This is a genomic window from Actinoplanes sp. CA-131856 (genome assembly GCF_050956135.1).
GTDB lineage: Bacteria > Actinomycetota > Actinomycetes > Mycobacteriales > Micromonosporaceae > Actinoplanes.
In genome coordinates this window covers 10091296-10105438 of record NZ_CP191849.1, presented here as the reverse complement: position 1 = coordinate 10105438, position 14143 = coordinate 10091296, and the positions used below count along the sequence as shown (strand labels likewise).

Here is a 14143-nt window from a genome sequence, read left to right as displayed (position 1 = left end):
AGGGGCAGCTCGGGCGTGGTCGACGGGACGACCTGACCGGTCACTCCGCCGTTGCCCTTGACCTTGGTGCCGGCGGTCGTGCCCGGTTGCGCGGTCGGGTCGGTCTTCTGCGGACTGACCTTGGCGTCCTTGCTCGGCTTGGCCGTCGACTTGTCGCTCTGCCCGGCGGACGGGCGGGACGAGGTCGCCGACGGACCGTCGGTGTCGTCCGCGCAGCCCTTGAGCTTGGGGCCGAGCGCGTCCGAGCCGTTGGCAGTCACCGGCGAGCACTTGAGGCCCGACCGCAGACCGGCCGACCGCTCGCTCACCGTCTCGAGCAGCGCCAGCGAGCGCGTGGCGCGCTCCCGGTTGCCCGTGCTGAGCTGGTCGAGCTTCGGCATCAAGGTGCCCCGCTGCCGGTCGACGAAGCCGTCGATGGTGGTCAGCGGCTTGGCGTCGCGGTTGGCGACGGCGGCCGTGGTGAGCTGCTTGACGCCCTTGCGGGTGTCGGCGTCCATGTCGTCCAGCACGCCGGCGAAACCGCTGTCGCCACCCTTCATCGCGGCCGCCTCGGCGAGCCGGTTGCGGGCGAAGTCCAGTGACAGCTGACCCCGGCTGACATCCGAGCCGGCCATGGCCAGCTGGGCGCGTTCGGTCGAGCGCTTGACCCCGTAGAGGGCGTCGCCCGGTGATGCGTTCTCGCTTGCCGCGGAGATTCCGGAGACCGCCAGCGCGCCGGCGGCAACGCCGATCACGATCGCGCCGCGGGCCCGGATCCGGCCGCCGTGCCCCAGCAGGCCGGCCTTGAGGCCGGTGCGGGCCGTCGGCGCCGTGCCGGTGGCGGGCTCGACGGCGGTGGCGGTGCGGCCGATGCCGTCCCGCTCGGCGGTGGCCACCAGCATGGCCCGCAGGCCGGTGCGGAACTCGGAGTCCACCCGGACCCCGGGCCGCGCGCCGGAGAGGCTGTTGCCGATGGCGACCAGCTCGGCGAGCTGCTCATCGGCCTGGCCGCGGCTGTGGTGCCGGCGGCCGCCGGTGTTCTCGTCGAGAAGCTCCGCGAAGCGCTCGGCGCTCCGCCGGTCCAGGAATTCGAAATTCACCGCGGGCACCTCCCCTCGCTCGTGAGTGTCTCGTCGGCGGCGTCGCCGACGGTCGCGACGAAATCGGGGGCCTCCAGGGCCGCCCGGGGTCGCACTCGGACAAACGCGCGACACGCGTCCCCGGTTACGGGGGCGAGCGCCCGGCATCGGGTAATGGAGGTGGCCCCCGTCACGCTGTGCCGCGGGCGTCGCCGGGCTGGGGCCACGCGCCGCTCGGTGCCGGCGGTCATACCTGGAACCCCTCGGGCAGGAGACGGGCGAGCGCTCTCACCGCCCGGTATTGCAGGGCCTTGATGGCGCCCTCGTTCTTGCCCATGGTCTGCGCGGTCTCGGCCACCGAGAAGCCCTGGAGGAAGCGCAGGACGATGCACTCCTGCTGCTCGGGGTTGAGCTGCTTGACCGCGGTGAGCAGAGCGACGTTGGTGATGTGGTCGACCACGGCCGACTCGGGGCTGCCCTCGGGCCCCCGGTCCTCGCGGTCGGCGTCGAGCACGTCGCCGGTGGTGACCTCGAGCCGGTAGCGGCCCGACTTGAAGTGGTCGGCGACCAGGTTGCGGGCGATGGTGACCAGCCAGGCGCCGAGGTCGCGGCCCTGCCAGGTGAAGCTGCCGATGCGCTTGAGCGCGCGCAGGAACGTGTCCGAGGTGAGGTCCTCGGCCAGCTGGCGGTTGCCGACCCGGAAGTAGACGAACCGGAAGACGGTGTCGACGTACCGGTCGTAGATCAGGCCGAACGCCTCGGCCTCGCCGGCCTGGGCGCGCTCCACCAGCGCCCACACCTCGGCGGCGGCGTCGCCCGGGTCGGGGCGGGCCGGATATTTCGGCGGCGACGGCTCGGTCGGCGGGCTGGTGGTGCTCTGCGCCGGCACCACGACCGTCTGCTCGCCGGGCGCCGTCTCGGGCAGTTGGCTGCGCTGACCGGCCGTGGGCTGCGGCGGGGGCATGCCGGGCCGGCCGGGCACGGCCACCCGGCCGCCACCGGCCATGGGCTTCGCGTTGCCGGTCGGGGGGATCCGGTGCCCGGGTGCCTCGTTGACGTGCGGGCGGTTGCGGGTTCGCTTGGGGCCGTCGCCGCGGATCGTGTTGACGATCAGATCATCGAACGCGCCGACCGAGCGGCGGAGGACGGTCAAGCCGTCGGCCAATGCGAGGCGGGCCGCGAGCACGTCGCGGTGGTACGGGTCCCCGGCGTAGACATGGCTCACTGCGCCTCCTTCACCCGGCGGGGCTGCTGCTTCGACTGCTGCTGATCCGTCCCGCCAGACGTGGATGCGCAGCATGGGCGTGCATTTTGTGGCACAGCGGCCTCCTCGGGATGAGGGGTGATCACTCATAGCAAAAGGGGTGGGGTGGCCTAAAACGTCAGACCGACCTCACCCAGGGCTGTGGAGTCCGTTACACAGACGCGAAGTATCACGGACACCGGACACACGGAGTCGCACACCGTGTGCGCTGTGTGGGACTTGTGCGCAAATAGTACGAAGTGGCGCAGACAAGACACAAGGAACGTCTGCCACGATGGCCGACACGGGTCGGCGCGTGCCGGACAGGCTGTCCGGCACCCACTTCCGTGGCGCTTTGTGCCAGACTCGTGCCTCGTGGACGAAGCAGCCCGCGACCCGGTCGCCGGAGCCGCCGCGCGCAGGCCCGACGGTCTCGCCCTGATCACCGACGACGCCGCGCTGACCTGGGCGCAGGTCCATGAGCGGGTGGACGAGGCCGCGCGGTCCATCGCCGCCGCGACCGAGCCGGGTGACCGTGTCGCGATCGTGCTCGGCAACTCGATCGAGTTCGTGACGACGTATTACGGCGTGCTGCGCGCGGGACGGGTGGCGGTGCCCCTCAATCCGGCCTACACGGCCGACGAGAGGGACTACGCCATACGGGATTCCGGGGCGGCCCTCGTGATCGCGAGTGCCGGGGGCCCACGCGAGCCCGTACGGACGGAAACGCCGTCTGACCTCGCCGTGCTGCTCTACACCTCGGGGACCAGCGGGCGGCCGAAGGGCGCGATGCTGACTCATGCCGCGCTTTCGGCCAACCACGATCAGCTGGACGCGATCGAGCCGGCGGTGGTCGGCCCGGACGACGTCGTGCTGCTCGCCGTGCCGCTCTTCCACGCGTACGGCCTCAACACCGGCCTGGGCTCGGTCGTGCACCACGCCGCGACCGGTGTGCTGGTCGACCGGTTCGACCCGGGGGCGTCGCTCGAGGTCATCGCCTCGCGCGCGGTGACCGTCGTGGTCGGCGTGCCCGGCATGTACGCGGCGTGGTCGCAGCAGCCGAGTGCCGGCATCGCGATGCGCTCCGTGCGCACGGCCGTCTGCGGCGCCGCTCCGCTGCCACCGGACGACGCGGCCCGGTTCGCCGCCGCCACCGGCAAGAGCATCCTGGTCGGCTACGGGCTGACCGAGACCGCGCCCGTCCTGACCACCACGGCCGTCAGCGACCGCGGCAAGCCGGGCTCGATCGGCCGGCCCCTGCCCGGCGTCTCCCTGCTGCTGCGCTCGGCGGCCGGTCAGGTGCTGTGGCGCGACGGCACGCCGTCGCCCGACGAAGACCTGGCCGAACTCGACCTGTCGGTGGAGGACTCGGCCGGCACCGACCCCGGCGAGATCGTGGTGCGCGGGGCCAACCTGTTCTCCGGCTATTGGCCGGACGGGCGGGGCGGTCCGGGCCCCGACGGCTGGTGGGCCACCGGCGACGTGGCGTACGCGGACGCCGACGGCGATCTTCACCTGGTCGACCGGATCGACGAGCTGATCCTGGTGCGGGGCTTCAACGTCTATCCGGCCGAGATCGAGCGGGTGCTCGACACCCATCCCGGTGTGGCCGAGGCGGCCGTGGTGGGCGTGCCCGACGCCGAGACCGGCGAGCGGCCGCACGCGTTCGTGGTGACCGCTCTCGACCCGCCGCCGACACCGGCCGAGCTGCAGGTCTTCTGCGCCGGGCAGCTCGCCCGGTTCAAGGTGCCGTCGATCGAGCTGGTGCGTGAGCTTCCCCACTCGGCGACCGGCAAGGTACGCAAGAGGGAGTTGTCATCGTGAGCCGCGTGACCCTGATCAGCCGGAACGGCTGCCACCTGTGCGAGGTCGCCGAGACCACGCTCGACCGGATCATCCCTGGTCAGTGGAGCCGGGTCGACGTCGAGTCGTCGATCGAGCTGGAGCGCGACTACGGCGACCGGGTGCCGGTGGTGCTGCTCGACGGGGCCGAGCACGGCTATTGGAAGGTCGAGGAGGCCCGGCTGCTGCGCGATTTGTCCAGGCAGCCGGGGGAGCCACGCCTGTAGGTTGTTCGCCGTGACGCGCAAGCACCTGGTCTGGGACTGGAACGGCACCCTGCTCGACGACCTCCACCTGGTGGTCTCGTCGACGAACGAGGCCTTCGCCTCGGTCGGCGGCCGCGCGGTCGGCGCCGACGAGCACCGCTCCCGGTTCCGCCGGCCGGTGGCCGAGTTCTACGCCGAGATCCTCGAGCGCGCGGTCGATCAGGAGGAGTTCGAGGAGCTCGACCGGATCTTCCACGACGCGTACCGGCTGGGCCTGACGAACATGACACTGGCCGCGGACGCCTCCGAGGCCCTCCGGTCGTGGCCGGGCACCCAGTCGCTGCTGTCCATGTGGTTCCACAAGGAACTGGTGCCAGCCGTCGAGACGTACGGGCTGACCGGTGTCTTCACCCGGGTGGACGGGCTGCGCACCGAGATCGGCGGGCACCTGAAGGCCGGCCATCTGGCCGAGCACCTGGCTGGGCTGGGCCTGGCCGGTTCCGACGTGGTGCTCATCGGAGACTCGCTGGACGACGCGGCGGCGGCCGAATCCGTCGGCGGGGTTTCGGTGCTCTATACCGGGGGATTCACCGACCCCGTCCGCTTGCGGGCGTCCGGTCGCCCGGTGGCGGACACTTTGGTCGAGGCTGTCGAGATCGCGCGGACGCTGGCATAATCGAATAGCACTCAGTTGGATCTTTGTCCAGCCATCTGATCAAGATCGCGATTTGTGCACGCCTTCACAAGCGCCTACTCTTTGACTTCGAAGAGCCCCGCTAGCACAGCCGGTTCAACCAGGCGTTCGTGGGTTCCCCGCAGGTTCGCAACCTCGTCGGCACGGAGTCAGATGAGTCAGCAGCGTCACGGAAGCACGCCCGGCCATGTCCGTGGCGACGATGCCGTCCAGGCCTTCCCGGATCTGCCGGAGGCGACCATCGCGCGCCTTCCCGAATATCTCCGGGCCCTGCACAACCTGGGTGAGGCCGGCGCGGACACCGTCTCCAGCGAAGGCCTCGCGGCGGCGGCGGGGGTCAACTCCGCCAAGCTCCGCAAGGACCTCTCCCACCTCGGCTCGTACGGCACCCGCGGCGTCGGCTACGACGTCAGCCTGCTCATCGAGCAGATCGAGTACGTTCTCGGTCTCGACCAGCGCCGCGCGGTCTGCCTCGTCGGCCTCGGTAACCTCGGTCACGCGCTGGCCGGCTACGACGGCTTCGCCAGCCGCGGCTTCAAGATCGTCGCGCTCTTCGACGCCGACGAGTCCAAGGTCGGCGAGCGGATCCACGGCCTCGCCGTGCGGCACATCTCCGACCTCGGCCGCGTCGCGGTGGAGGAGAAGATCGCCATCGGCGTGATCGCCACCCCGCCCGGTGCCGCCCAGGCCGTGGCCGACGTGCTGGTCGAAGCGGGCGTCACCAGCATCCTCAACTTCGCACCCTGCGTGCTCTCGGTGCCGTCGAACGTCGACGTCCGCAAGGTCGACCTCGCCATCGAACTGCAGATTCTCTCATTCCACGAACACCGCAAGGCATCGCTGACCGCGTTGCCGGGCGGACGGTCCGCCGCACGTGCGGGCAATCAGGAGGCGGTCGGGTCGTGAATCTCCTCAGCGTCGGTGCGTCCTATCGCACCGCCGATGTCGCCACGCTGGAACGCCTCGCCATCCCCGACTCATCGGTGCCCGACCTGCTGCAGAAGCTCGTCGCCCAGCCGTACGTCGGTGAGGCGGTCGTCCTGTCCACCTGCAACCGGGTGGAGATCTACGCGGCGGTCACCACGTTCCACGGTGGCCTCGGCGACATCTGCAACGTGCTCTCCGAGGTCTCCGGCATCCCGGCGACCGAGCTCGCCGGTCACCTCTACGTGCACTACGACGAGGCCGCGGTCCAGCACTCGTTCAAGGTCTCGGCCGGTCTCGACTCGATGGTCGTGGGCGAGTCGCAGATCCTCGGTCAGCTGCGCGACGCCTATCACACGGCCACCGAGTCCGACTCGGCCGGCCGCCTGCTCCACGAGCTGATGCAGCAGGCGCTGCGGGTCGGCAAGCGGGCGCATGCCGAGACCGGCATCGACCGGGCCGGCCAGAGCGTCGTCACCGCCGCCCTCGAGGTCGCGGAAAGCCACCTGGGCGCGCTCGAAGGCAAGAAAGCGCTGGTCATCGGGGCCGGCGCCATGGGCGCGCTGTCGGTCGCCACGCTGACCCGGGCCGGCGTGGGCCCGCTGCGGATCACCAACCGCAGCGCTGCCCGGGCCGACCGGCTGGCCGAGGCCTACGGCGCCACGGCCATGGCCTACGAAGACCTGGATGAGGCGCTGCGCGAGGCCGAGCTGGTGATCACGGCCACCGCCGCCACCGACCCGGTGCTGACCCGCGACCGGCTCGAGGCGGCGGCGCCGCTCATCGTGCTCGACCTGGCCGTGCCGCGCGACGTCGCCCCCGACGCGTACGGCGTGCCGGGCGTCACGATCATCGACATCGACAGCCTGGCCGCGTCCCGCCGCTCGGCCCCGGCGGCGGCCGAGACGGCCGCGGTCGAGCAGATCGTCGCGAGCGAGGTTGATCACTTTCTGGGCTGGCTGCGCGGGGCGGAGATCGCCCCGACCGTGGCCGCCCTGCGTACACGGGCCGAGGACGTGGTCAGCGCCGAGCTGCGCAAGCTCTGGGGACGCCGCCCCGATTTCAGCGAGGAGCAACGGGGCGACATTTCCCGTACGCTGCACCGGGTTGTTCAGCAGCTGCTGCACTCACCCACCGTGCGCGTGCGCCAGCTGGCCGCCGAGCCCGGCGGTGACCAGTACGCGGCCCTGCTGCGCGAGCTGTTCGACCTGGACGTGCCGCACGCCACGCCGGCCAACGCGGTGCCTGAGATCGGAGGAAAAGCGTGAGTACCCCGCTGCGCCTCGGCACACGAGGCAGCGCGCTGGCGCTCGCTCAGTCGCAACAGACCGCGGACGCGCTGACCGAGGCCACCGGCCGCCCGGTCGAGCTTGTGCGCATCGTCACTTCGGGTGACCGCTCGTCGGCCCCCGTGGCCCAGCTCGGTGTGGGCGTCTTCGTCTCCGCGCTGCGGGACGCGCTGCTCGCCGGCGAGATCGATTTCGCCGTGCACTCGTACAAGGACCTGCCCACCGGGCCGCAGCCCGGCCTGCACATCGCGGCCGTGCCCCCGCGCCAGGACCCGCGCGACGCGCTGATCACCAAGGGCAACCGTACCCTCGCCGAGCTCCCGCCGGGCGCTGTCGTCGGAACCGGCGCGGTGCGCCGAATCGCGCAACTGCATGCTTTGGGCCTAGAGTTGCAGGTCACGCCGATCCGCGGGAACGTCGACAGCCGGATCGCCCGGGTCCACGGACCCGAGGCGGACCTGGACGCCGTCGTCCTCGCCCGGGCCGGCGTGGCGCGTCTCGGCCGCACGTCCGAGATCAGCGAGACGCTCGACCCGATGCTCATGCTGCCGGCCCCCGCACAGGGTGCGCTGGCGGTGGAGTGCCGGGCCGACGACGCCGACCTGGTCGAGCTGCTGGCCGCGCTCGACCACGCACCGTCCCGGGCCGCCGTCGTGGCGGAGCGGGCGATGCTGGCCACGCTCGAGGCCGGGTGCTCCGCACCGGTCGCGGCACATGCCGAGCTCGCCGAGGGCGAGAGCGGCGACGAGATTTACCTGCGCGGTGCGGTGATCAGCCCGGATGGGGTTCGAGCCATCCGGCTGTCGCGCACCGGAACGCCCGCCGACGCGGCGGAGATCGGCAAGGCGCTCGCCGCTGATCTCCTCGACGCCGGCGCCGATACCCTGATGGGGAGCACAGAATGACCACCCGCACCGCCCGCAAGCCCGCCGGACGGATCGCGTTCGTCGGCGCCGGACCCGGCGACCCCGAGCTGCTGACCCGCCGCGCCCACGCCGCGCTCACCGATGCCGACCAGGTGGTCTACGACCGGGGCGTTCCCGAGTCCCTGCTGACCGCGATCCGGGCCGAGGCCAAGCCGGACGCCCAGTTCAGCCCCGCCGAGGGCGCGCCCGGCGACGTCGCCAAGGTGCTGCTCTCGGCCGCGAAGTCCGGCCTGGCGGCCGTGCACCTGGTGGCCGGCGACCCGTTCGGTCACGAGGCCGTGGTCAAGGAGGTGCAGGCGGTCGCCCGCACCGCCGTGCACTTCGAGGTCGTTCCCGGCCTGGGCCAGGCCGAGGGCGTGGCCACGTACGCCGGTGTCCCGCTGCCCGGCGTCCGCGTCACCGCCGACGTCGGCGACGTCACCACCCTCGACTTCGACGCGCTGGCCGCGGCCGCGCTCAAGGGCTCGTTCGCCGTGGCGGTCGACGCCGGCGACCTGGCGGCCGTCCGAGACGGCCTGCTCGCCTCGGGTGTCGAGCCGGGCACCACGGTCGCGGTGACCGGCGACGGCACCGGCGAGACGCAGTACACGACGACCTCCACTGTCGACAGCTTCGTCGCCGCGGCCCTCGGCTTCACCGGCCGGGTCGTGCTCACGGTCGGCGGCGACGTCGCCGAGCGCGACGCGATGAGCTGGTGGGAGAACCGCCCGCTTTACGGCTGGAAGGTCCTGGTGCCGCGCACCAAGGAGCAGGCCGGCGCGATGAGCGCCCGGCTGCGGGCCTACGGCGCCATCCCGTGCGAGGTGCCGACCATCGCGGTCGAGCCGCCCCGCACCCCGGCCCAGATGGAGCGCGCGGTCAAGGGCCTGGTCGACGGCCGGTACGCCTGGGTCGTCTTCACCTCGGTCAACGCGGTCCGCGCGGTCTGGGAGAAGTTCGACGAGCACGGTCTCGACGCCCGCCACTTCGGCGGCGTGAAGATCGCCTGCATCGGCGAGGCCACGGCCGAGGCCGTGCGCGCCTTCGGCATCCAGCCCGAGCTGGTGCCCGCGGGCGACCAGTCCAGCGAAGGCCTGCTGGCCGAGTTCTCGCCGCACGACGAGATCCTCGACCCGGTCGGCCGGGTGCTGCTGCCCCGGGCCGACATCGCCACCGAGACGCTGGCCGCCGGCCTGATCGAGCGGGGCTGGGAGGTGGACGACGTGACCGCCTACCGGACGGTCCGCGCCGCGCCGCCGCCGGCCGAGATCCGCGACGCGATCAAGTCGGGTGGCTTCGACGCGGTGCTGTTCACCTCGTCCAGCACCGTCCGCAACCTGGTCGGCATCGCCGGCAAGCCGCACGCCCGCACGGTCGTCGCGGTGATCGGCCCGAAGACCGCCGAGACGGCCACCGAGTTCGGCCTGCGCGTCGACGTCCAGCCCCAGCACGCCTCCGTGCCGGACCTGGTCGAGGCGCTGGCGTCGTACGCGGTGGAGCTGCGCGAGAAGCTGGCCGCCATGCCGGCCAAGCAGCGCCGTGGCTCCAAGGTCCAGGGACCCACAGCCCTTCGCTTCCGCTAGATCTTTGTAGGGGTGGTCATGTCCTACCCGGAGATTCGTCCCCGCCGCCTGCGCCGCTCGCCGGCCATGCGGCGGCTCGTGGAAGAGGTCCGGCTGTCGCCGGCCGAGCTGGTCCTGCCCCTCTTCCTGAAAGAGGGGCTGACCGAGCCGCGCGAGATCAGCTCGCTGCCGGGCGTGATGCAGCACTCGCGGGAGTCGCTGCGCAAGGCGGCCCACGAGGCGGTCGCGGCCGGCGTCGGCGGCCTCATGCTGTTCGGCGTGCCGACCAACGAGCACAAGGACGAGACCGGCTCGGCCGGTCTCGACCCCGAGGGCATCCTCAACGTCGGCATCCGTGACCTGATCGCCGAGGTCGGCGACTCCACGGTCGTGATGGGCGACCTGTGCCTGGACGAGTTCACCTCGCACGGGCACTGCGGGGTGCTGGCCGCCGACGGCTCGGTCGACAACGACGCCACACTGCCGCTGTACGCCAAGATGGCGGTGGCCCAGGCCGACGCCGGCGTCCACATGGTCGGGCCGTCCGGGATGATGGACGGTCAGATCGGTGTCATCCGGTCCGCATTGGACAAGGCGGGCTATCAGGACGTCTCGATCCTGGCCTACTCGGCGAAGTACGCGGGTGCCTTCTACGGCCCGTTCCGCGAGGCCGTCGAGTCGACGCTCCAGGGCGACCGCCGGCAGTACCAGCAGGACCCGCCGAACCTGCGTGAGGCGCTGCGCGAGGTCGACCTCGACATCGCCGAGGGCGCCGACATCGTCATGGTCAAGCCGGGTCTGCCCTACCTCGACGTGATCGCGGCGATCCGTGAGCGCGTCACCGTGCCGGTCGCGGCCTACCAGGTCTCCGGCGAGTACGCGATGGTCGAGGCGGCCGCCCGCAACGGCTGGATCGACCGCGACCGGGTGATCCTCGAGTCGCTGACCTCCATCAAGCGGGCCGGCGCGCAGATCACCCTCACCTACTGGGCGACCGAGGTCGCCTCTCTTCTGCGCAACCGTCTCTAGTCGTCGTCGACGATCGTCCCGGCGCCGCTTCCGTCGATCAGGCGGACGGCGTCGAGGGCGACGATCTCCAGCGTGAGCGTCTCGTCCGACTCGCGCAGCCGGTCACCGCGCACCTGCACCGGGAAGTCGACGCTGACGGCGCCGGCCGGGATCATCCGGCAGCCCAGGTAGGGATCGAAGTCGGCCAGGGGCAGCGTCGTCTCGCCCGGCACGGTCGTCGCGCAGATCGTGACGGCCCGGCTCAGCGGCCGGGTCAGGGTCACCGGGAAGACCAGCGCCACCTTGCCCGAGTTGCCCTCGACGACCCGGGCGTCGCCCACGGAGACGCCGGCGCGGGCCTGGAACCGGGCGACCTGCGGGTCGTGATCGCTGGTGCCGTCGGTGAAGTCGGCGTTGATGTGGGCCGCCCGCATGTCGACCAGGTCGCGGTAGAAGCCGTCGTTGACGAAGAGATGGTCGAGCGTCTGCGCCTGGCCCTCGAAGACGTACGAGTAGGCGGCCGCCGGCGCCTTGGCCACCAGGTCGTCCCACAAGTTGTGCAGCCCGGTCTCGTAGAGCGGGCCGAGCTGATCGCCCGGTGCGGCCGGAACCGGATCGTCGGGCCGGGGGAAGACGTTCAGGTCGCCGCCCAGGATGACGCGGGCATGCGGATCGGCCGCCTCGATGGCGTCGACGATCGCCGCCCCGTACGCCGCCTGCTCCCGCCGTTGACCCACCCGGGTGTCCGGACCGGACGAGAAGTGGTTGCTGATCGCCCAGAGGCTGCCGCCCGGGGCCGTGGTGACCTCGAAGAGCGCGACCTGCGGGGCGCGGGTGTAGACGTTGGCGCCGTCGACGCCGGTGGACACGTCGACGTCGGCCGGGAGCACGGCGTTGAGCGTCTTCGGGTTCGCGACCTCGGCGTTGCCCGGCAGGGGAGCGCCCCGATAGGTGACCTGCGGCATGAGGCCGAGCACGGGGTCGGTGGCGCGGGGAGTGGCGAGCCGCAGCCGATCCGTGCGGTAGAGGAATCCGGAGACGATGCCGCGCGCGTCGGCCCCACTGCGGTCGAAGGCCGCGTCGTACCCCTTGCCGATCTTCAGGGCCAGCTCCTGCAACGTGTCCGGCTTGCCGTCGGCGGCGTCGCAGGTCAGGCGGCCACCGGCCACCCGGCAGATGTCCTGGTCCTCGGCCTCTTGCACGAGCAGCAGGTCGGGGCTGTGCAGGTCGTTCCTGACCTGTGCGGCGATCCGGGCCAGCCGCTGGTCGTAGGCGGCCTGGCCGGCCGGAACGTAGTCGAACGGCGGCCGGACGCCCGGGCAGCCGGTGTTGCCGGCGAAGTCGCAGCCGTCGGTCGGGTCGTCGCGGAAGTCGTAGAGGTTCTCCAGGTTGAAGGTGGAGATCGCCAAGTTGTGGCCGCCGCGCGCGGGCGGATTGTTCCGAGCCGGGTCGGGCCCACGGTCGTACGAAATCGCACCCACCTGAATGCCGTACTTGCCGAACGCGTAGTAGACACCGCCGACCGCGTCCTCCCGCACCCGGTCGAAGGTGCGGGCGGCGGGCAGCACGACGCTGCTGTCACCGGCGGCCGCCTTGACACCCATCGGCCCCAGCATGATCCGGTTCCGGTTGCCGTTGTCGACGGTGCCGGGCAGATCATCGAGCGGGTGGGCGTCTCGGAAGACCCTTCGGCTGTACGGATCTTCGCGGTCCAGAAGCGCATCGTCGCGGTCGACGAGCCACGTCTCGGCGTCATCGGTGGAGGCGTACGTCTTGGTGTTGGAGACGGCGGCGGAACCTTGACGGACCCGGAGCTGGGCGCCCTCGTGCTGCTCCCAGAAGGGGCTGTCGCCGGCCGGCGGGACCGCGTCGTCGATCTGCACCGCAGCGCCGACGTCGAGGGTGCTGACCCATTCGGCGCTGGTCAGCTCGGTGAAGTCGAAGTACTCGGCGACCCGCGCGTTGACGACGATCTCGTCGCCCACCTGGGGGGCGTAACCGCCGATCAGGGTCGTGAAGGTGCCCATGTAGACGAAGACGCCGTCGGAGGTGGCCGGATCGCCGTCAGTGTTGTTCTTCCGGCTCTGTAGGAAGAAGCCGTGCTGGTCGACGCCGGTGTCGGTGTGGGAGAGGGCGAGCTGGGCGACGACCCCGCGCACCTGATATTTGGCGCTGCTGGAGCCGTTACCGCTGGCCGGAGCGTACGGAGACCTCGCGCCGGCGCCTTGAACGGCGCCGACGGTCAGCGGGGCTTGTTCTGCCGCATGCGCCACCGCGGGCACGCCGAGGGCGAGGATCGGCGCCGTGAAGAGCGCGCCCAGCAGGTGAGTCCCTCCACGACGGACCATACGCCCGACAGTAGAGCAGAGGTCGAACCTAGTCGATGGGTTCGAGGCTTTGGACGAGTTGTGACACGTCGGCGCCGTACTCAAACCAGTCGCGATCGGGCAGATAGCCCAGCTCGGCGTTCACCTTGAGCATGGACTCGCTGTGCTGCGCGTTCCAGGTCTGCACCTCGCGCAGATCCGGCTCGGCCCGGCGCAGCTCGAACAGCATGCGCGCCTTGAGCGCCCGGTCGATGCCGTAGCCGCGGTGGTCCCGCACGACGATCGTGTCGTACTGGTCGGCGCGCTCCGGGTGTTGCGCGGGAACGACGACCTCGGTGAGGCCGGCGACGACACCGGTGGACTCGTGGATGGCGAGCACGATGTACGGCTTGAGGCCGCGTTTGTGCAGCGTCTCGAGGGAGTCGCGCAGCCGTTGCGGGTCGGAGGAGCGGGGCGCGAGGTCGAGATCGAGGTCGTCATCCTGCGCTTCGAGCTTGGCTTGCGCGTACGCCTCGAGCAGGTGGTCGGGCGGGCCGCCCGGGTGATATTCGACCCGATAGCCGCTGCCGATGGCGGTGGCCATGGCGTCGAGGGCCGGCCAGTCCACCCCGGACAGGGTGAGCACGCTGCGGGTTTCCACGTATTCCCGCTCGAATCCCAGCGACTCGTAGAAGGCGATGGCGGGCGTGCCGCCGATGGCTTCGACGCCGATGGTGGAGAAGCCTTCGAGATAGGCACGACGGGCGGCAACGGCGACAAGTTGACGACCGAGCCCACGCCGCCGCAGCCGCGGATGCACCATGATCTCGAGGACGCCGATGTCGCCGAGCAGCAGCATGCTGACGTGCGCGAAGATCTCGCTCTCACCCTCGGGTAACCGATCGTCCTCGGCCACCCAGCTGATCCGCCGCTCGCCGGGCATGGTCTCAGCGAGGTAGTCACGGACCTGAACGTCCTGCCACGGCGGGTCGTCGGGAAGGTCGGTGGCGAGCACCGCGTTGACCGTCTCCACGAGCGACCGGATCTCCGCCGCCGAGGCGGTCCGGGGATCCCACTCACGCACCCTCACCCGTACAGCTTGCCGG

At 71.4% G+C, this 14143-nt stretch carries 10 protein-coding genes and 2 pseudogenes; 8 read left to right on the top strand and 4 right to left on the bottom strand.

The window, feature by feature from the left end; all coding sequences use genetic code 11:
• Nucleotides 1-212: 212 nt before the first annotated feature.
• Nucleotides 213-1088, bottom strand: a pseudogene (locus ACQP2X_RS46530) (DUF5667 domain-containing protein); the annotation flags it as partial.
• A gap of 217 nt (nt 1089-1305) precedes the next feature.
• Nucleotides 1306-2172: an ECF subfamily RNA polymerase sigma factor, BldN family gene (locus ACQP2X_RS46525; RefSeq protein WP_498701277.1), complete on the bottom strand. Its 867-nt coding sequence runs from the start codon at nt 2170-2172 to the stop codon at nt 1306-1308.
• A 504-nt stretch (nt 2173-2676) separates the two neighbouring features.
• On the opposite strand from ACQP2X_RS46525, the gene ACQP2X_RS46520 reads away from it, so the two are divergent.
• The 8 genes from ACQP2X_RS46520 to hemB all read left to right on the top strand — a co-directional run bounded on the left by ACQP2X_RS46520 (nt 2677) and on the right by hemB (nt 10752).
• Nucleotides 2677-4125 carry a class I adenylate-forming enzyme family protein gene (locus ACQP2X_RS46520; RefSeq protein ID WP_498692588.1) on the top strand — a complete coding sequence of 483 codons (1449 nt, stop codon included), beginning with the start codon at nt 2677-2679 and terminating at the stop codon, nt 4123-4125.
• Entirely contained in the window at nt 4122-4370 is a 249-nt protein-coding gene (locus ACQP2X_RS46515) for a glutaredoxin family protein (protein WP_498692586.1), read from the top strand. The genes ACQP2X_RS46520 and ACQP2X_RS46515 overlap by 4 nt, the downstream gene beginning before the upstream one ends.
• Before the next feature lie 10 nt (nt 4371-4380).
• On the top strand, nt 4381-5025 hold the full coding sequence (locus tag ACQP2X_RS46510; RefSeq protein ID WP_498692585.1) for an HAD family hydrolase: 645 nt from the start codon (nt 4381-4383) through the stop codon (nt 5023-5025).
• Nucleotides 5026-5196: 171 nt separating this feature from the next.
• A complete protein-coding gene (locus tag ACQP2X_RS46505; RefSeq protein WP_498692584.1) occupies nt 5197-5949 on the top strand; it encodes a redox-sensing transcriptional repressor Rex in 753 nt (250 codons plus the stop codon).
• The gene (locus ACQP2X_RS46500; RefSeq protein ID WP_498692583.1) at nt 5946-7235 is read left to right on the top strand and encodes a glutamyl-tRNA reductase; all 1290 of its coding nucleotides are present in this window, start codon (nt 5946-5948) and stop codon (nt 7233-7235) included. Before ACQP2X_RS46505 ends, ACQP2X_RS46500 begins: the two co-directional genes overlap by 4 nt.
• The gene (hemC, locus tag ACQP2X_RS46495) at nt 7232-8161 is read left to right on the top strand and encodes a hydroxymethylbilane synthase (RefSeq protein WP_498692582.1); all 930 of its coding nucleotides are present in this window, start codon (nt 7232-7234) and stop codon (nt 8159-8161) included. The genes ACQP2X_RS46500 and hemC overlap by 4 nt, the downstream gene beginning before the upstream one ends.
• On the top strand, nt 8158-9744 hold the full coding sequence (locus tag ACQP2X_RS46490) for a bifunctional uroporphyrinogen-III C-methyltransferase/uroporphyrinogen-III synthase (RefSeq protein WP_498655638.1): 1587 nt from the start codon (nt 8158-8160) through the stop codon (nt 9742-9744). Before hemC ends, ACQP2X_RS46490 begins: the two co-directional genes overlap by 4 nt.
• 18 nt (nt 9745-9762) lie before the next feature.
• Nucleotides 9763-10752, top strand: a complete 990-nt coding sequence (gene hemB / locus ACQP2X_RS46485) for a porphobilinogen synthase (protein WP_498692581.1) — start codon at nt 9763-9765, stop codon at nt 10750-10752.
• Here hemB and ACQP2X_RS46480 read toward each other — a convergent pair.
• A pseudogene (locus ACQP2X_RS46480) lies at nt 10749-12977 on the bottom strand (endonuclease/exonuclease/phosphatase family protein); the annotation flags it as partial. The gene hemB and the pseudogene ACQP2X_RS46480 overlap by 4 nt on opposite strands.
• Nucleotides 12978-13107: 130 nt before the next feature.
• The gene (locus tag ACQP2X_RS46475) at nt 13108-14127 is read right to left on the bottom strand and encodes a GNAT family N-acetyltransferase (RefSeq protein WP_498692580.1); all 1020 of its coding nucleotides are present in this window, start codon (nt 14125-14127) and stop codon (nt 13108-13110) included.
• Nucleotides 14128-14143 lie beyond the last annotated feature (16 nt).